The organism is Streptomyces sp. NPDC057950, from assembly GCF_042887295.1.
Classification (GTDB): domain Bacteria; phylum Actinomycetota; class Actinomycetes; order Streptomycetales; family Streptomycetaceae; genus Streptomyces; species Streptomyces kaempferi.
Genome location: NZ_JBHVPP010000021.1, coordinates 85,340 through 102,144, shown reverse-complemented (window position 1 = coordinate 102,144; position 16,805 = coordinate 85,340). Strand labels below are relative to the sequence as shown.

16 protein-coding genes are annotated in these 16,805 nt (G+C 70.2%); 4 read left to right on the top strand and 12 right to left on the bottom strand.

What is annotated here, in order from left to right:
- Positions 1–28: 28 nt before the first annotated feature.
- From ACFVTC_RS30890 to ACFVTC_RS30875, 4 genes are read right to left on the bottom strand one after another with little or no spacing between them, the layout of a single operon-like run.
- On the bottom strand, positions 29–1,363 hold the full coding sequence (locus ACFVTC_RS30890; RefSeq protein ID WP_390131778.1) for an NADH-quinone oxidoreductase subunit D: 1,335 nt from the start codon (positions 1,361–1,363) through the stop codon (positions 29–31).
- A complete protein-coding gene (locus ACFVTC_RS30885) occupies positions 1,360–2,106 on the bottom strand; it encodes an NADH-quinone oxidoreductase subunit C (RefSeq protein ID WP_390131777.1) in 747 nt (248 codons plus the stop codon). The genes ACFVTC_RS30890 and ACFVTC_RS30885 overlap by 4 nt, the downstream gene beginning before the upstream one ends.
- Positions 2,103–2,657 (bottom strand): NADH-quinone oxidoreductase subunit B family protein, encoded by a 555-nt coding sequence (locus tag ACFVTC_RS30880; protein WP_007383964.1) that lies wholly within the window; start codon positions 2,655–2,657, stop codon positions 2,103–2,105. Before ACFVTC_RS30880 ends, ACFVTC_RS30885 begins: the two co-directional genes overlap by 4 nt.
- A 14-nt stretch (positions 2,658–2,671) precedes the next feature.
- A complete protein-coding gene (locus tag ACFVTC_RS30875; RefSeq protein ID WP_007383963.1) occupies positions 2,672–3,031 on the bottom strand; it encodes an NADH-quinone oxidoreductase subunit A in 360 nt (119 codons plus the stop codon).
- Positions 3,032–3,753: 722 nt separating this feature from the next.
- Between ACFVTC_RS30875 and ACFVTC_RS30870 the strand changes: the two genes are divergently transcribed.
- Complete coding sequence (locus ACFVTC_RS30870; protein WP_390131776.1) at positions 3,754–4,587, top strand: C40 family peptidase; 834 nt, start codon at positions 3,754–3,756, stop codon at positions 4,585–4,587.
- A 508-nt stretch (positions 4,588–5,095) separates the two neighbouring features.
- Here ACFVTC_RS30870 and ACFVTC_RS30865 read toward each other — a convergent pair.
- Positions 5,096–6,391: a geranylgeranyl reductase family protein gene (locus tag ACFVTC_RS30865; protein WP_390131775.1), complete on the bottom strand. Its 1,296-nt coding sequence runs from the start codon at positions 6,389–6,391 to the stop codon at positions 5,096–5,098.
- 100 nt (positions 6,392–6,491) lie between these two features.
- Between ACFVTC_RS30865 and ACFVTC_RS30860 the strand changes: the two genes are divergently transcribed.
- Both ACFVTC_RS30860 and ACFVTC_RS30855 read left to right on the top strand, forming a co-directional pair.
- On the top strand, positions 6,492–6,998 hold the full coding sequence (locus tag ACFVTC_RS30860) for a GNAT family N-acetyltransferase (RefSeq protein WP_390131774.1): 507 nt from the start codon (positions 6,492–6,494) through the stop codon (positions 6,996–6,998).
- A 242-nt stretch (positions 6,999–7,240) separates the two neighbouring features.
- The gene (locus ACFVTC_RS30855) at positions 7,241–7,585 is read left to right on the top strand and encodes a PASTA domain-containing protein (protein ID WP_390131854.1); all 345 of its coding nucleotides are present in this window, start codon (positions 7,241–7,243) and stop codon (positions 7,583–7,585) included.
- Here the strand turns inward: ACFVTC_RS30855 and ACFVTC_RS30850 are convergent.
- From ACFVTC_RS30850 to ACFVTC_RS30825, 6 genes are all read right to left on the bottom strand, one after another.
- Positions 7,575–8,267 (bottom strand): demethylmenaquinone methyltransferase, encoded by a 693-nt coding sequence (locus ACFVTC_RS30850; RefSeq protein WP_390131773.1) that lies wholly within the window; start codon positions 8,265–8,267, stop codon positions 7,575–7,577. The genes ACFVTC_RS30855 and ACFVTC_RS30850 overlap by 11 nt on opposite strands.
- A 437-nt stretch (positions 8,268–8,704) precedes the next feature.
- Positions 8,705–9,151, bottom strand: coding sequence for a hypothetical protein (locus tag ACFVTC_RS30845; protein ID WP_390131772.1), 447 nt, complete (start codon positions 9,149–9,151; stop codon positions 8,705–8,707).
- Positions 9,152–9,158: 7 nt separating this feature from the next.
- Positions 9,159–10,358 (bottom strand): cyclic dehypoxanthinyl futalosine synthase, encoded by a 1,200-nt coding sequence (gene mqnC, locus ACFVTC_RS30840; protein ID WP_390131771.1) that lies wholly within the window; start codon positions 10,356–10,358, stop codon positions 9,159–9,161.
- Between the two features lie 71 nt (positions 10,359–10,429).
- Complete coding sequence (locus tag ACFVTC_RS30835) at positions 10,430–11,230, bottom strand: prepilin peptidase (RefSeq protein ID WP_390131770.1); 801 nt, start codon at positions 11,228–11,230, stop codon at positions 10,430–10,432.
- A gap of 92 nt (positions 11,231–11,322) precedes the next feature.
- The gene (locus ACFVTC_RS30830) at positions 11,323–13,086 is read right to left on the bottom strand and encodes a serine/threonine-protein kinase (RefSeq protein WP_390131853.1); all 1,764 of its coding nucleotides are present in this window, start codon (positions 13,084–13,086) and stop codon (positions 11,323–11,325) included.
- 100 nt (positions 13,087–13,186) lie between these two features.
- Positions 13,187–14,035 carry a menaquinone biosynthetic enzyme MqnA/MqnD family protein gene (locus ACFVTC_RS30825; RefSeq protein ID WP_168529507.1) on the bottom strand — a complete coding sequence of 283 codons (849 nt, stop codon included), beginning with the start codon at positions 14,033–14,035 and terminating at the stop codon, positions 13,187–13,189.
- Between the two features lie 345 nt (positions 14,036–14,380).
- On the opposite strand from ACFVTC_RS30825, the gene ACFVTC_RS30820 reads away from it, so the two are divergent.
- Entirely contained in the window at positions 14,381–14,584 is a 204-nt protein-coding gene (locus ACFVTC_RS30820; RefSeq protein WP_148009945.1) for a cold-shock protein, read from the top strand.
- Between the two features lie 280 nt (positions 14,585–14,864).
- Here ACFVTC_RS30820 and ACFVTC_RS30815 read toward each other — a convergent pair whose 3' ends face one another.
- A complete protein-coding gene (locus ACFVTC_RS30815) occupies positions 14,865–16,763 on the bottom strand; it encodes an AMP-dependent synthetase/ligase (protein ID WP_390131769.1) in 1,899 nt (632 codons plus the stop codon).
- Positions 16,764–16,805: the final 42 nt, after the last annotated feature.

Sequence of the window (16,805 nt, the reverse complement as noted above, 5' to 3'; positions counted from 1 at the left end):
CCCAGGCTGACGCCCTCGGGGGTGGTGGTCACCGGTCGACGCCTCCCATCACGGGGTCGATGGACGCGACGGCGACGATGACGTCGGCGACCTGGCCGCCCTCGCACATCGCGGCCATGGCCTGCAGGTTGGTGAAGGACGGGTCCCGGAAGTGGACCCGGTAGGGGCGGGTGCCTCCGTCGGAGACGACGTGCACCCCGAGTTCGCCCTTGGGCGACTCGACCGCCGCGTACGCCTGTCCCGGCGGGACGCGGAAGCCCTCGGTCACCAGCTTGAAGTGGTGGATGAGGGCCTCCATGGAGGTGCCCATGATCTTCTTGATGTGGTCGAGGGAGTTGCCCAGACCGTCGGGGCCGAGCGCGAGCTGCGCGGGCCAGGCGATCTTCTTGTCGGCGACCATGACCGGCCCCGGCTGCAGCCGGTCCAGGCACTGTTCGACGATGTGGAGCGACTGGCGCATCTCTTCGAGGCGGATCAGGAAGCGCCCGTAGGAGTCGCAGGTGTCGGCGGTGGGGATCTCGAAGTCGTACGTCTCGTAGCCGCAGTACGGCTGGGACTTGCGCAGGTCGTGCGGCAGGCCCGCCGAGCGAAGGACGGGTCCGGTGGCGCCGAGGGCCATGCAGCCGGCCAGGTCGAGATAGCCGACGTCCTGCATACGGGCCTTGAAGATCGGGTTCCCGGTGGCGAGCTTGTCGTACTCGGGAAGGTTCTTCGTCATCTTCTTCACGAACTCGCGGATCTGGTCCACCGCGCCGGGCGGCAGGTCCTGGGCGAGTCCGCCGGGGCGGATGTACGCGTGGTTCATCCGCAGGCCGGTGATCAGCTCGTAGATGTCGAGGATCAGTTCACGGTCACGGAAGCCGTAGATCATGATCGTGGTGGCGCCGAGCTCCATGCCGCCGGTGGCGATGCACACCAGGTGGGAGGAGAGCCGGTTCAGCTCCATGAGGAGCACGCGGATGATCGAGGCGCGGTCGGGGATCTGGTCCTCGATGCCGAGGAGTTTCTCGACCGCGAGGCAGTACGCCGTCTCGTTGAAGAACGGCGTCAGGTAGTCCATGCGCGTCACGAACGTGGTGCCCTGGGTCCACGTACGGAATTCGAGGTTCTTCTCGATGCCGGTGTGGAGGTAGCCGATGCCGCAGCGGGCCTCGGTGACCGTCTCGCCGTCGATCTCCAGGATGAGCCGGAGCACGCCGTGCGTGGACGGGTGCTGCGGGCCCATGTTGACGATGATGCGCTCGTCGTCGGACCTCGCCGCGGACTGCGCGATCTCGTCCCAGTCGCCACCGGTGACCGTGTAGACGGTGCCCTCGGTCGTCTCGCGGGCGGATGCGGCAGAAGAAGGGGTCTGCGTGCTCATGAGTACGACCTCCGCTGGTCCGGAGCCGGGATCTGGGCGCCCTTGTACTCGATGGGGATGCCACCGAGGGGATAGTCCTTGCGCTGCGGGTGGCCCTGCCAGTCGTCCGGCATCATGATCCGCGTCAGTGCCGGGTGACCGTCGAAGACCAGGCCGAAGAAGTCGTACGCCTCGCGCTCGTGCCAGTCGTTCGTCGGATAGACGGGGACGAGTGACGGGACGTGCGGGTCGGCGTCGGGGGCGCTGACCTCGATGCGGATCAACCGGTTGTGGGTGATCGAGCGCAGGTGGTAGACGGCGTGCAGCTCACGGCCCTTGTCGCTGGGGTAGTGCACTCCGCTCACGCCCGTGCACAGTTCGAAGCGGAGGGCCGGGTCGTCGCGGAGGGTCTGGGCGACCTGGACCAGGTACTCGCGTTCGATGTGGAAGGTGAGCTCGTCGCGGTCCACGATCGTCTTCTCGATCGCGTTCCCGGGCACGAGTCCCTGTTCCTCCAGGGCGCCCTCGAGCTCGTCGGCGACCTCGTCGAACCAGCCGCCGTAGGGGCGGGCGGCCGGGCCGGGCAGCCGGACGGAGCGGACCAGGCCGCCGTAGCCGGAGGTGTCGCCGCCGTTGTTGGCGCCGAACATGCCGCGCTGGACGCGGATCTCCTCACCGCCGTCGCCACGCTGGCCGGGGAGGTTGGACGCGCCGAGGTCCTTCTCCGGATTCACGCCGTCGCCGGCGCCGTTAGCGTCGCTCACCGCAGCAGGCCCTTCATCTCGATGGTGGGGAGCGCCTTGAGCGCCGCTTCCTCCGCCTCGCGGGCCGCCTCCTCGGCGTTCACGCCGAGCTTCGAGGACTGGATCTTCTGATGGAGCTTGAGAATCGCGTCCATCAGCATCTCGGGCCGCGGCGGGCAGCCGGGCAAATAGATGTCGACCGGAACAATGTGGTCGACTCCCTGCACAATGGCGTAGTTGTTGAACATTCCGCCCGATGAGGCGCAGACGCCCATGGAGATCACCCACTTGGGGTTGGGCATCTGGTCATAGACCTGCCGCAGTACGGGCGCCATCTTCTGGCTGACGCGTCCGGCGACGATCATGAGGTCGGCCTGGCGCGGTGACCCGCGGAAGACCTCCATGCCGAAGCGCGCCAGGTCGTAGCGGCCCGCACCGGTCGTCATCATCTCGATGGCGCAGCAGGCGAGTCCGAACGTGGCGGGGAAGACGGATGCCTTGCGTACCCAGCCCGCGGCCTGCTCGACGGTGGTCAGCAGGAATCCGCTCGGCAGCTTTTCTTCGAGTCCCATGTCTTAGAGGCCCCTCAGTCCCATTCCAAGCCGCCGCGCCGCCATACGTACGCGTACGCAACGAAGACGGTGAGCACGAAGAGCAGCATCTCCACGAGCCCGAAAACACCCAGGGCGTCGAAGGTGACGGCCCAGGGGTAGAGGAAGACGATCTCGATGTCGAAGACGATGAAGAGCATCGCCGTCAGGTAGTACTTGATCGGGAAGCGCCCGCCGCCGGCCGGCGTGGGGGTCGGCTCGATACCGCACTCGTAAGCCTCGAGCTTGGCCCGGTTGTATCGCTTTGGACCGATAAGCGTGGCCATGACCACGGAGAAGATCGCAAAGCCTGCCCCGAGGGCTCCCAGTACGAGGATCGGCGCATACGCGTTCACGCTCCTCGCTCCTCTCAGTCGGCACTGACTGCTGGCGGTTGTGTCGGGCCGGCACTCCCGCCCACCCGTCCCACGAGCCCCGTGCGTCCCGACGAAGATCGCGTACATGTGAAGCAGGTCACAAGCCCAACTGCCTCGCATCCTATGCCCGCCGGTCTGTGATCTGCGACACGGGGTATTGCACTAGCTTTGTGATCTCCACCACCTGACGAAGGATCATGAAGTCGGATGAGCGGTGATCTTCACACGCGAAGCGTCCGCACGGTCACCAGAGGTGATATTTCCGCTCGTCATCGCAGGTCCGGGGCGACGTCTCCATATCAAGAGACTTCCTTCGCATGCAAATTGGCGATGGACGGGGCGGCTTGATAGAGGAGCCCGTTCACACGTCGGGGGGAGGGGTGTGGACGGATGTGGACGACATCGACGCGTGCACGCGTTCACGAGCGGGGGGCTCTCGGGATCTACGCGCGCGGCATGCCGTCCGTGAGACGCCTGTGTGACCTGTGCCACATCTGTCTATGCGCCAGATAAGCGGGGCTTGGCCACTGGCCGCAAGCAGTGGTAGGCGGAGGGCAATTCGGGCGTATTACGGAAACAGCATGATCACAGGCTTGATCATCTCTGTCCGCAATGCCCGTTACGGCGTCAATAAGGAGTGACGCGCCCCGGATTCGGCCGCGGATTGAACAACTGTGGCGCACCACACGTTTCTTGAAGGTATGAGGGAGCCCCTGATACCGGTTGTACCCATGTCCCACACCGCTCACATACGTAGCCACCGGAAGCCCCGCCGCAACGCGTCGACGCTCGCGATGCGCGCCGGAGTTGCCGGTGGCGTTCTCAGCACCCTGGCCGTCGCCGGTGCGGCCGGCTCTGCGAGTGCGGCCGAGCCCGTGACGCAGACCCTTGAACTGCCGACCCTGACGGCCGACCTCGCGACCCAGGTCGCCCAGTCCGCGGACGCCACCCAGCAGGCCGCGGCCAACTACGAGTTGCAGGCCGAGCGCGACGCGGCAGCCGCGAATGCCGCGAAGCAGGCCAAGGCGGACCTCGCCGACGCCAAGAAGAAGGCCGAGGCCAAGAAGAAGGCCGAGGCCGCGCGCAAGGCCGCGGCCGAGCAGGCCGCCTCGCGCTCCACCGCGCGGACCACCCTGACCGCTTCGGCCTCCACGACCTCGACCGTCTCGGCGCCGGCCAGCGGCAACGTCGCGACCGTCATCGCCTTCCTCAAGGCACAGGTCGGCGACGCGTACGTGATGGGCGGTACGGGACCCAACGCGTGGGACTGCTCCGGTCTCGTGCAGGCCGCGTTCAAGCAGGTCGGTGTCGACCTGCCGCGCGTCTCCCAGGACCAGTCGACGTCCGGTACGCCGGTCTCGCTGTCCAACGTCCAGGTCGGCGACATCCTGTACTGGGGTTCGGCCGGTTCGGCGTACCACGTGGGCGTGTACATCGGTAACGGGCAGTACCTGGACGCCGCCAACCCCTCCAAGGGTGTCGTGATCCAGAACCTGTCGGGTTACCCGGCCACCGGCGCGGTACGCGTTCTCTGAGCCGCACCCGCGTCCGCGTTCCTACGGCTTGAGGGCCGCCGCCTGAAGGCGGCGGCCCCCGTGGTCGTATCCGGGGGGCGACCGCGGCCCGTTCGGGCCTCAGAGGGCCCTCACAGCGACGGGAAGGGGCTGCCGCCGACGGCCACCGGATGCGCCTTGCGCCGCCGGACGGACGGGGGCCGCTCGCGGACCTGACAGCGCGCCGTCCCCGAAGCCGAGCCGCTCCCCGCTCCCCGCAGGCAGGCTCGCGCCACGGACGCCACGGACGCCACGGACGCCACGGACGCCACGGACGAGCGTGCCCGCCGGTGCGCGGGATTCCGCTCGATACGCCCGTAACGGGTCAAGTGCCGCGGATGGAACAAGAGTGCGTGCCGCGCGGACGTGCCGGAGGCGCGCCAGGTGTGCGCCGCGGCTCACGGAAGACCGGCGCGAGGTGTCCCGCGCGCGGGAACACCACGGAGACCGGGCCGCAGGCCCGGCCTCCCCGCGCGCGGCGGCCCCGGCCTCAGGCCTTCGGTGCCACCTTCGACAACCCGTTGATGATCCGGTCCATCGCGTCGCCGCCGGTCGGGTCCGTCAGGTTCGCCAGCATCTTCAGGGTGAACTTCATCAGGAGCGGGTGGGTCAGGCCCCGCTGCGTCGCGATCTTCATGACCTTCGGGTTGCCGATCAGCTTCACGAAGGCGCGGCCGAGGGTGTAGTACCCGCCGTAGGTGTCCTTGAGGACGCGGGGGTAGCGCTCGAGGGCCAGTTCGCGCCCGGAGGGCGTCGAGCGGGCGTGGGCCTGGACGATGACGTCCGCGGCGATCTGACCGGACTCCATGGCGTACGCGATGCCCTCGCCGTTGAAGGGGTTCACCAGACCGCCGGCGTCGCCGACCAACAACAACCCCTTCGTGTAGTGCGGCTGGCGGTTGAACGCCATCGGAAGGGCGGCGCCGCGGATCGGGCCGGTCATGTTCTCGGGCGTGTAGCCCCAGTCCTCCGGCATCGAGGCGCACCACGCCTTCAGGACCTCGCGCCAGTCCAGCTCCTTGAAGGAGTCGGAGGTGTTGAGCACACCGAGGCCGACGTTCGACGTGCCGTCGCCCATGCCGAAGATCCAGCCGTAGCCGGGCAGCAGACGGTCCTCGGCGCCCCGGCGGTCCCACAGTTCCAGCCAGGACTCCAGGTAGTCGTCCTCGTGGCGCGGCGAGGTGAAGTACGTACGGACGGCGACGCCCATCGGGCGGTCCTCGCGGCGGTGCAGGCCCATCGCCAGCGAGAGGCGGGTGGAGTTGCCGTCGGCCGCGACGACCAGCGGCGCGTGGAAGGTGACCTCCCGCTTCTCCCCCGAGTCGCCGAGCTTGGCGTGCACGCCCGTGATGCGGCCCGTGCGGTCGTCGATGATCGGGGCGCCGACGTTGCAGCGCTCGAACAACCGGGCGCCCGCCTTCTGCGCCTGCCGTGCCAGCTGCTCGTCGAAGTCGTCGCGCTTGCGGACGAGCCCGTAGTCCGGGTACGAAGCGAGATCCGGCCAGTCCAGCTGGAGGCGGACACCGCCGCCGATGATGCGCAGCCCCTTGTTCCGCAGCCAGCCGGCCTCTTCGGAGATGTCGATGCCCATCGAGACGAGCTGCTTGGTCGCGCGCGGGGTCAGCCCGTCACCGCAGACCTTCTCCCGGGGGAACGCGGTCTTCTCCAGCAGCAGGACGTCGAGTCCGGCCTTCGCCAGGTAGTAGGCGGTCGTGGAACCGGCTGGCCCAGCCCCGACGACGATCACATCTGCGGTGTTTTCGGAGAGGGGTTGGGGCTCGGTCACGGCGGGGTCTCCCCAAGACTCGAAATCTGCGTGCTGACGGGCACTGGACATGGGCAGTCTATGCAGCGGTACTGACTGACCTGGCTGAAGGGCTGCCCCCGTGAACCGTGCTCTCCCCGACGTCCGACTCCGTGTCCCCACCGACGAGGACGCGTTCGCCTGGCACCGGATCTTCGCCGACCCGGAGGTCATGGAGTTCCACGGCGGCCGGGCGGCCGAGTTGTCCGTGTACGAGGAGCTCACCGCGCGGCAGCGGCGGCACGACGCCGAGCTCGGGTTCTGTCTGTGGACGATCGTCGACTCCGAGGGCGAGGTGCTCGGCTTCACGGGCGCGCAGCCGTGGCCGGGCGAGTGGGGGCCCAGGGGTGAGATCGAGATCGGCTGGCGGCTCGGGCGCGCGCACTGGGGCAAGGGGTACGTCACCGCGGCCGCGCTGACCACCCTGGAGCGGGTACGGGCGGCGGGCGTCCCCGGGGTCGTCGCGATGGTCAGACCCGGCAACGAGCGGTCGATCGCCGTGACCCGACGCGTGGGCATGGAACTGGCCGAGGTCTTCACCCATCCCACGCAGGAGGGCGCCGCGCACTGCTACCGGCTCGCCCTCTGACGGTTCGCGCGAGGGGCTCCCGCGAGGGCCCGTACGAAGGGCTGCGCGCGGCTCCCGCACGAGCCGCCCCCAGCCGGCGCGCAGGCCGCCCCCAGCCCGCGCGGGGGCGGCAGCGACAGCCCGCGCGGGGGCCGCCGGCAGCTCGTGCGGGGGCCGCCGGCAGCTCGTGCGGGGGCCGCCGATGCCTTCCGCGGGGGACCGGCCGGGGCTTACTCTGCCGGTACCGCTGGGGGGTGACGTCCGTGCGCCTGACACCCGAGACACCCGAAGTGCGCGTACCGCGGCTCATCGGCCTGATGGCCGTGGACGCGCGGGAGAGGGCCGAGGCGCGAGGCGTGCTGCTCGCCGCGCCCGACCGGCCCGACTTCCCTCTCACCGTCGTCGACTACGTCGTACGCCAGTACCCGCCGCCCGGCTCCGAGATCCCCCGCGGTGCCGTGGTCACGGTGTGGTTCGACCTCGGTGACGCCGAGGGAGGCGCCGGGGTGCGTGAACCCCGGTTGCCGCTCCCGCCGTCGGGCGGTCTGCGCCGTGAGCTCGACGAGCCGGGCGATCCGTTCGACGCGCTGAGATCCGTCAGGCCTTGAAGCCCCGGTGCAGGGCGACCACGCCGCCCGTCAGGTTCCGCCACGCCACCTTCGACCAGCCGGCCTTGCCCAGCCGCTCCGCCAGGGCGGGCTGGTCGGGCCACTCCCGGATGGACTCGGCGAGATAGACGTACGCGTCGGGGTTGGACGACACCGCGCGGGCGACCGACGGCAGCGCCCGCATCAGGTACTCGGTGTAGACCGTGCGGAAGGGTGCCCAGGTCGGGTGCGAGAACTCGCAGATCACGACCCGGCCGCCCGGCTTGGTCACCCGGTACAGCTCGCCCAGCGCCGTGTCGGTGTCCTGGACGTTGCGCAGACCGAAGGAGATCGTCACCGCGTCGAAGGTGTCGTCCTTGAAGGGCAGCTTCGTCGCGTCGCCGGCGGTCAGCGGCAGCCAGGGGTGGTTCTTCTTGCCGACCCGGAGCATGCCGAGGGAGAAGTCGCACGGCACGACGTACGCGCCGGTGCGGGCGAAGGGGAGCGACGAGGTCGCCGTGCCGGCCGCCAGGTCCAGGATCTTCTGCGCGGGGCGCGCGTCGACCGCTTTCGCGACCTCTCTGCGCCACACCCGGTCCTGGCCGAGCGACAGCAGGTCGTTCGTCAGGTCGTACCGTTCCGCCACGTCGTCGAACATCGAGGCGACTTCGTGCGGCTGCTTGTCCAGGGATGCGCGGGTCACGCTCCCATTGTGGCAGCACGGGACCGGCGGCCCTCCGGCGCCCGGCCCGTAGACAGGTCTTTTACGACCACTCAGGGGAACAGTCCCGGCTTCTTCCGGGCCGCCGCGTCCCGATTCATGTGTCCAATTCCCCGGTTCTCATGTGCCGCGTCCAGGAAACTCGGCCCGGCCTGTCCGTTCTCCCCGTAAGAATTCCTGAACGACGGCACGGCTCAAAGCCGACGCATATGAACCCTATGCCCCGATCACATGTCCGACTCTTCCGATTCGGGACCCCTTTCCCGCGGGCCGCTCATCGAGCCCTGCATTCAGGGACAGCCATCGGATGTGCCACTTTTGAACTCCGGAATCGCATTTGTTTCCGTCCGGGGACGGAAACGACAAGAACGGGTGGCCACGCGAGAGGAGTTTCCCGAGGCCGGCCGGGCCGAAGCGGCTCAGCGGCGTCGGTGCACCAGGCGGCCGGCGCAGACGGTGGCGAGGCACGCCCCGTCCGTGTCGAAGACCGCGAGGTCGGCGCGTCCGGTGTCGACGATCGCCGTCTCGCGGGTACGGGGAAGCACGGCCACCTCGTTACGGACGGCCGCGGCACGCAGGTCGGGTGTGCCCGCGTACCGCTCCAGTACGGCGGTGGAGCCCGACTTCAGGACCGCGTGCAGCCGTTCGCGGGGGGACGGCGCCTGCGGCAGCGGGCCCTCGTGGACCAGCGCGGGCCCGAGCACACCGGGCCAGCGCCGCAGCCGTGCCCCCGGAAAACGCTCGAGCAGCTCGCTCAAGGGCCCGGCCCCCACGACCCGGTCACCCCGCACGGCGACCGCGCCGTCCCGCACGGGCTCCGCGTCCCAGCTGAGCCGCAGCTCGTCGGCGGCGTGAATGGTCAGCACAGCGGGGTCAGTTGGACGCGAGCAGCTTCAGCTCGGGGTGGGCGGTGCCGCCCGCGATCGCGGTGGACGAGATGTGCGACATGACCCGCTCGTCGACCGGGTCGTCCGCCGGGTCCTCGTGGACGACGATGTGCTCGTACGTCGTGGTCCGCTGGGCGGGCACGCGCCCGGCCTTGCGGATCAGGTCGATGATCTCCATGCGGTTGGAGCGGTGCTTGGCGCCCGCCGAGGAGACCACGTTCTCCTCCAGCATGATCGATCCGAGGTCGTCCGCGCCGTAGTGCAGCGAGAGCTGGCCGACCTCCTTGCCGGTGGTCAGCCACGAACCCTGGATGTGGGCCACGTTGTCGAAGAAGAGCCGGGCGATCGCGATCATGCGCAGGTACTCGAAGAGCGTGGCCTGCGTGCGGCCCTTGAGGTGGTTGTTCTCCGGCTGGTAGGTGTACGGGATGAAGGCGCGGAAACCGCCGGTCCGGTCCTGTACGTCGCGGATCATGCTCAGGTGCTCGATGCGCTCGGCGTTGGTCTCGCCGGTGCCCATGAGCATCGTCGAGGTCGACTCGACCCCCAGCCCGTGCGCGGTCTCCATGATCTCCAGCCAGCGTTCGCCGGACTCCTTGAGCGGGGCGATCGCCTTGCGGGGGCGGGCGGGGAGCAGTTCCGCGCCGGCGCCCGCGAAGGAGTCGAGGCCGGCGGTGTGGATCCGCTGGATGGCCTCCTCCACGCCCACCTTGGAGATGCGGGCCATGTGCTCGACCTCGGACGCGCCGAGGGAGTGGATGACCAGCTGGGGGAAGTTCTCCTTGATCGCGGAGAAGTGCTTCTCGTAGTACTCCACGCCGTAGTCGGGGTGGTGTCCGCCCTGGAACATGATCTGGGTGCCGCCGAGTTCGACGGTCTCCGCGCAGCGGCGCAGGATGTCGTCGAGGTCGCGGGTCCAGCCCTTGGCGGTGTCCTTGGGCGCGGCGTAGAAGGCGCAGAACTTGCACGCCGTGACGCACACGTTCGTGTAGTTGATGTTCCGCTCGATGATGTACGTCGCGATGTGCTCGGTGCCGGCGTACCTGCGGCGGCGTACGGCGTCGGCGGCGGCGCCCAGCGCGTGCAGCGGAGCGTCACGGTAGAGGTCGAGGGCCTCTTCCGCGGTGATGCGCCCGCCCTCGGCGGCACGGTCGAGGACGGACTGAAGGTCGGCCTTCTCGGTCACCGGGAGCGTCCCTTTCATAAGGGTGTGGACGGACCTGGCCAGCCTACGCCAGCCCCACCAGGAGCCCGACGTCAGGCCGCGTACGCCCCCATCAGGAGCCCGAGGTAGGCCCCCGCGATCAGGAACGGCCCGAACGGGATCGACGTCCGGCGCCCGGCTCGGCGCGCGAGGACGAGGCCCAGTCCGTACAGCCCCCCGAACAGGAACCCGGCGAAGGTCCCGAGGACGACGGTCCCCCAGCCGTACCAGCCGAGCACCGCCCCGAGTCCCAGCGCGAGCTTCACGTCCCCGAACCCCATGCCGTTCGGATTGACGAGGAAGAGGAGGAAGTAGGCGCAGCCCAGCGCGAGTGCCCCGAACAGCGCGGTCGGCCAGTGCCCGGCGTGTTCCGGGAGGACGGCGGCGGCGCCCAGCAGCGCGAGCGTGAGACCGGCGAGCGGCAGGGTGAGCACGTCCGGCAGCCGCTGCACCCCGAAGTCCACGACCGCGAGCAGCACACCGAGCGGCGCGAGCAGCAGCCAGGCGCCCAACTCGGGGCGGATGCCGGTGGCGAGGGCGAGACCGGCGCAGACCAGCGCGGTGGTGAGGGACACGAGGGGGGTGCGCGGTCCGTACGACGCCGCGGCGGCGAGCCGTGCCGGGCGCCCCGCGGCGCCGGACGCCGCCGGCACCGTACGGGCGGCGCACTCGGCGCAGCGGGCGGGTCCGAGCCAGCCGCCCGCGACCCCGGTGAGGGCGTGGCCGCCGGGACAGCGGTCCCGCCACGCCTCGTCCGGCTCGACGGAGAAGCGGTGGGCGGCCCGTGGGACGAGCACACCCACCGCCGCGCCCCAGGCGGCGGCGACGGCGGTCAGCCAGAGAACGGGGTCCACCCGGACACCCTACGCAGCCGGCCGCGGTCCGGGCAGGGCGCGACGTCCGCGGTCCGTCGCCTCCCCCGGGTCCACGGCCCGCGCGCGGTCGGTCAGTCGGCCGCTTTCGACATCCGCGCGACCGGATCGCCCGCGTCCGGGTTGTCGGTCTCGTACTCGAGGTCGCCCTTGGCTGGTGTCAGCCGGACCTCGTGGCTGCCCGTCGTGCACGTGCCGGGGTTGGACTTCCTGGCGATGCTCGTCGCGGTGAGCCGCTGGTCCGTGACCTTCTTCAGGACGAGCACGTCGTCGCAGACGCCGCCGATCAGGTCGGTCGACCGGAACGTGCCCAGTTCCTTGCCCACGGCGGCCCGGTGCAGGGTGACCCGGAACGTGCCCGCGGGCAGGCTTCCGTCCAGCGCGAAGGCGTCGCCCTCCCAGGTGCCGAGGTACTTCGCGGGCACCGAACCCAGCTCCGTGTCCGCCCGGCCGGACGGGTCCGGCGACGCCGTCGGACGGCTCGCCGCCGAGTCACCGCCGGAGTCCGAGGGGTGATCGCCGCCCGGCAGCAGGTCGAAGAGGAACGCCGAGCCCACCGTCGCCGCCGCGAGCGCTCCGGCGACCGCGAGGGCGACCGTGCAACTGAGCCTGCGCCTACGGCCGTTCACGCCGGAGGCGGAGGTCGCGGCCAGGCTGACGGAGAGTCTGCCGGGGTCCTGGCCGGGACCGGCGGAGTGGCCGGGACCGGCGGAGTGGTCGGGACCGGCGGAGTGGTCGGCGTGGATCTCGGCCGCGTCCCGCGGCTCGCGCTGGTCGGGTACGTACGTGGGGTGGGTGGGGTGGCTGGGGTACGGCGGCATCGTGGGCGGCGGCCCGAAGACTCCGCCGGTCGCATGCGTCCGGGCGCCCGGCGTCCCGGAGCCGGAATCCGTGCCCACCGAACCGCTGTCGAACCCCACGGGTCCGGACGGCGCGGCCTCCGTCGCCTCCAGATTCAGCAACTGCACGGCGCTGCGGCTGACCTGCTCGACCAGCGGCCCCGGCAGCCATCCCGCCGTCACCGAACGGGCCGCTCCGCCGGGGGCCAGTCGCGCGGCCACTTCGGCGGGGGCCGGCCGCCCTTCCGGGTTCTTCGCCAGACAGGCCGCCGCCAGGTCCCGCAGTTCGCCCTCCAGGGAGCCGAGCCGGGGTTCCTCGTGCACCACCTTGTAGAGGAGCGCGGCCGAGGAGTCACCGGGGAAGGGGGACTCCCCCGTCGCCGCGTACACGAGCACCGCGCCGAGCGAGAAGACGTCGGCCGCCCCCGTGACCGCCTTGCCGAGGATCTGCTCCGGCGACATGTAGCCGGGAGAGCCGACGGAGACGCCCGTCGAGGTGAGCGAGGCCGTGCCGTCGGTCGCGCGGGCGATGCCGAAGTCGATGAGGAGGGGGCCGTCGAGGGTCAGCAGGACGTTGGAGGGCTTGACGTCGCGGTGGACGAGGCCGAGCACGTGAACCGCCCCTAGCGCCTCGGCCAGGCCCGCGCCCAGCACCCGTACGGACGCCACGGGCAAGGGGCCGGTGTCCGCGACGGCGGCCGCGAGCGAGGGACCGGCCGCGTATCCCGTCGCCACCCAGGGCACGGGTGCCTCCGGGTCCGCGTCCAGGACCGGGGCCGTCCACGCGCCGCCCACCCGTCGCGCGGCCTCGACCTCGCGACGGAACCGGGCACGGAACTCCTCGTCCAGCGCGAAGTGCGGGTGCACGATCTTGACCGCGACCGTACGCCCGCCCGCGCTGCGGCCCAGGTACACGCGCCCCATGCCGCCGGAGCCGAGCCGGCCGAGCAGCCGGTAGGGCCCCACGACCGTGGGTTCGTCGACTCCGAGCGGCTGCATGACACTCACAGCTCATCCCTCCCCCGTACGCACTGGACGCACTGCCCAGCAGGGTAGTTCCGTACGCCTCCGAGCGCGCGGGACCTCGGGCTTCAGGACCTCAGGGCTTCAGCAGCTCCACGCGCACGTCCGCGGGGAACCCGGTGGTCGAGCCGACCCGCCGGGCGAACTCCCGTACGGCCGCCAGCTGCGGGGCGCCGAAGCGGAAGTCGAGCGTGGTGAAGTACCGCTCCAGGACCCGCTCGTCGAAGGCCTCCCAGCGGGCGGCCTGCTCGGCGACCTTGGAGACCTCGTCGAGGGAGAGGTCCCGGGAGGAAAGGAATGCCTCGTGCACCTTGCGGGTGACGAGCGGCTCGCGCTCCAGGTAGTCGCGGCGGGCGGCCCACACGGCGAAGACGAACGGCAGCCCCGTCCACTCCTTCCACAGGGTGCCGAGGTCGTGCACCTCCAGACCGAACTTCGGCCCGTCGAGCAGATTGGCCCGCAGTGCCGCGTCCCCGATGAGTACGGCGGCGTCCGCCTCCTGCATCATCAGGCTGAGGTCCGGCGGGCACGTGTAGTAGGACGGCTGGACCCCCACGCTCTCGGCCAGCAACAGCTGCGCCAGGCGCACGGACGTACGAGAGGTCGAGCCGAGGGCGACCCTGGCGCCGTCCAGCCGGTCCAGCGGGACCTGGGAGACGATCACGCAGGACATCACCGGACCGTCGCAGCCGACCGCGATGTCGGGGAAGGCCACCAGCTCGTCGGCGTGCTTGAGGAACTCGACGAGCGTGATGGGCCCGATGTCGAGATCGCCCTGCACCAGCTTCTCGCTGAGCTTCTCCGGGGTGTCCTTGGTGAGCTCGAAGTCGAGGAGCGTGCCCGTTCTCGCGAGCCCCCAGTAGAGGGGCAGGCAGTTCAGGAACTGGATGTGGCCGACGCGCGGCCGGGTGCGAGAATTGTCCACATCGCGAGGCTAGACCCCATGCGGTACGGTGCAGTCCTCAGGGTCCCCGCGAGGCTTCACCAGGCCGTCCCGACCCTTCGTGTCCGCCCTCGCGCCGACGGGCCGACACCACGACGTCAACGCGTACACCGGACGGGTCAGACATCCGGGTGACGTGATCTTTTCCCCCTATTGCTTTCGGCTGCCTGCGTGCTAGGCTCGCCGCAAGTTGCAGTTTGGTTTCCCTTGCAGTACAGAGCCTGCGGAGCATGTGACCGCGGGCTCTCGTCGTTTTCAGACGTATGCAGTTGTTTACACAATCGCAGGTTCTGGAGCAGGGCAACCCTTTGGGCCCAAGGAGGGCTTATGGCTACCGGAACCGTGAAGTGGTTCAACGCCGAAAAGGGCTTTGGTTTCATCGCCCAGGAAGGCGGCGGCCCGGACGTCTTCGTCCACTACTCCGCGATCAACGCGAGCGGATTCCGCTCTCTCGAAGAGAACCAGGCGGTTTCCTTCGACGTCACGCAGGGTCCGAAGGGCCCGCAGGCGGAGAACGTCACCCCGCTCTAAGCCTTCGGCTCCATGAGCCCAATGCTTTGATCCGGAACGGATAGCAGTACCCAAGGAGCCCCGCGCCAGCCGGTCGCGGGGCTCCTGCCTTTCCCGCCGTCCGCCACTCCGCCGCTCCGCCGGAGATCCCCGCCGCTCCACGCCGTCCTGGCGCCAGGTTTCACGGCTTCACGGCTTCACGGCTTCACGGCTCCACGGCTTCACGGCTCCACGGCTTCACGGCTTCACGGCTCCACGGCTCCACGGCTCCACGGCTCCACGGCTCCACGGCTTCACGGCTTCACGGCTTCAGGTACAGGCTCTCGATCTCCTTGCCGAAGTCACGTTCGATCGCGGCCCTCTTGAGCTTCAGGGTGGGGGTCACATGGCCGGCCTCCTCCGTGAAGTCCACCGGAAGGACGGCGAAGCGGCGGATGGACTCGGGTCGGGAGACGAGCTTGTTGGCCTCGTCGATCGCGCGCTGGATGATGACGTTCAGTTCGGGATCGTCGACCAGCAGCTCCGGTGGCACGGGGTGCTTGCCGATCATCTGGCGCCAGTGGGTGATGCCGTCGAGGTCGAGGGTGACGAGGGCGCTGACGTAGGGACGGCGGTCGCCGAGGACGATGCACTGGGCGATCAGGGGGTGCGAGCGCAGCCAGTTCTCCAGCGGCGCGGGGGCCACGCTCTTGCCCCCGGCGGTGATCAGGATCTCCTTCTTGCGGCCGGTGATGGACAGATAGCCCCCGGCGTCCAGCTCGCCGATGTCGCCGGTGGCGAACCAGCCGTCGGGAGCCGCGTCGATCACTCCGCCCGCGTGCGGATCCCAGTAACCGCGGAAGATCTGCGCGCCGCTCAGCAGCACTTCGCCGTCGCCCGCGATCCGTACCCGGGTGCCCGGCAACGGCCATCCCACCGTCCCCAGCCGGGGTTTGAGCGGAGGCGTGACCGTGGCGGCCGCGGTGGCCTCCGTCAGTCCGTAGCCCTCGTAGATCTCGATACCGGCGCCCGCGTAGAACGCGGCGAGGCGGCGGCCGAGCGGGGAGCCGCCGCAGATCGCGTAGCGGACCCTGCCGCCGAGCGCGTTGCGGACACGCCGGTAGACCAGCGGATCGTAGAGAGCGCGGGCCGCTCGCAGGGAGCGGGAGGGACCGGGACCGGTGCCGTGCTGCCGGGCCTCGACCGCCTCGCCGTAGCCGCACGCGATGCGCGCCGCCCGGTCGAAGGACGCGCCGCGGCCCATCCTCTCGGCCGTCGCCCGGCCGGTGTTGAACACCTTCTCCAGTACGTACGGGATGGCCAGCAGGAACGTGGGCCGGAAGCTCGCCAGGTCGGCGAGCAGGTCCTCGGTGCGCAGGCTCGGCGCATGCCCCAGCCGGACCCGGGCGCGCATACAGGCCACCGCGACCATCCGTCCGAAGACGTGCGAGAGCGGCAGGAACAGGAGCATGGACGCGGCGTCCGACGTCTTGGCCCTGAAGATCGGGTAGAGCAGCTCGATCGCGTTGTCGATCTCGGCGAAGAAGTTGCCGTGGGTGAGCGCGCAGCCCTTGGGGCGGCCGGTCGTGCCCGACGTGTAGATGAGCGTGGCGAGCGTGTCGGGGCCCAGCACCCCCCGGCGTACGGCGACTTCCTGGTCCGGGATCTCCTGGCCCCGCTCGGCCAGCCGCTCCACGTGCCCCTTCTCGAAGACCCACATGTGCCGCAGGTCGGGGATCCGGTCGCGCTCCGGGCCGAGTGCGGACGCCTGGGCGACGGTCTCCGTGGCGAGCGCGACGGCTCCCGAGTCCTGGAGGATCCAGCGGACCTGGAAGACGGAGGAGGTGGGGTAGACGGGCACGGTGACGAGCCCGGCGGCCCAGGCGGCGAAGTCCAGCAGCGTCCACTCGTAGGTCGTCCGGGCCATGATCGCGATGCGGTCGCCCGGTGCCAGGCCCTCGGCGATCAGTCCCTTCGCGACCGCCAGCACCTGGGCGGCGAACTCGGCCGCCGTCACGTCCTGCCAGCGGCCGTCGGAGTCCTTGCGGCTGAGGACCGGTTCCCCGGGGGCCTCGGTGGCGTTGTCGAACGGGATGTCGGCGAGTGAGCCATGGGTCACCCGGCCGACCAGAGGCGGCACGGACACCTCGCGCACGACACCGTCCAACCGCCTGATCTCGGGCTCCACGAGGGAGGGCGGGGAGTGGTACGGGCTGGGCACGGGGCGACTCCTTTGTCTGCCGGGACCAGGTCGGCCCGAGGG

What these genes read in the sequence shown, in the direction of transcription:
- ACFVTC_RS30890 (WP_390131778.1), bottom strand. Translation starts at nt 1,363, where the DNA reads ATGAGCACGCAGACCCCTTCTTCTGCCGCATCCGCCCGCGAGACGACC.
- ACFVTC_RS30880 (WP_007383964.1), bottom strand. Translation starts at nt 2,657, where the DNA reads ATGGGACTCGAAGAAAAGCTGCCGAGCGGATTCCTGCTGACCACCGTC.
- ACFVTC_RS30870 (WP_390131776.1), top strand. Translation starts at nt 3,754, where the DNA reads ATGAGGGAGCCCCTGATACCGGTTGTACCCATGTCCCACACCGCTCAC.
- ACFVTC_RS30830 (WP_390131853.1), bottom strand. Translation starts at nt 13,086, where the DNA reads ATGCAGCCGCTCGGAGTCGACGAACCCACGGTCGTGGGGCCCTACCGG.
- ACFVTC_RS30820 (WP_148009945.1), top strand. Translation starts at nt 14,381, where the DNA reads ATGGCTACCGGAACCGTGAAGTGGTTCAACGCCGAAAAGGGCTTTGGT.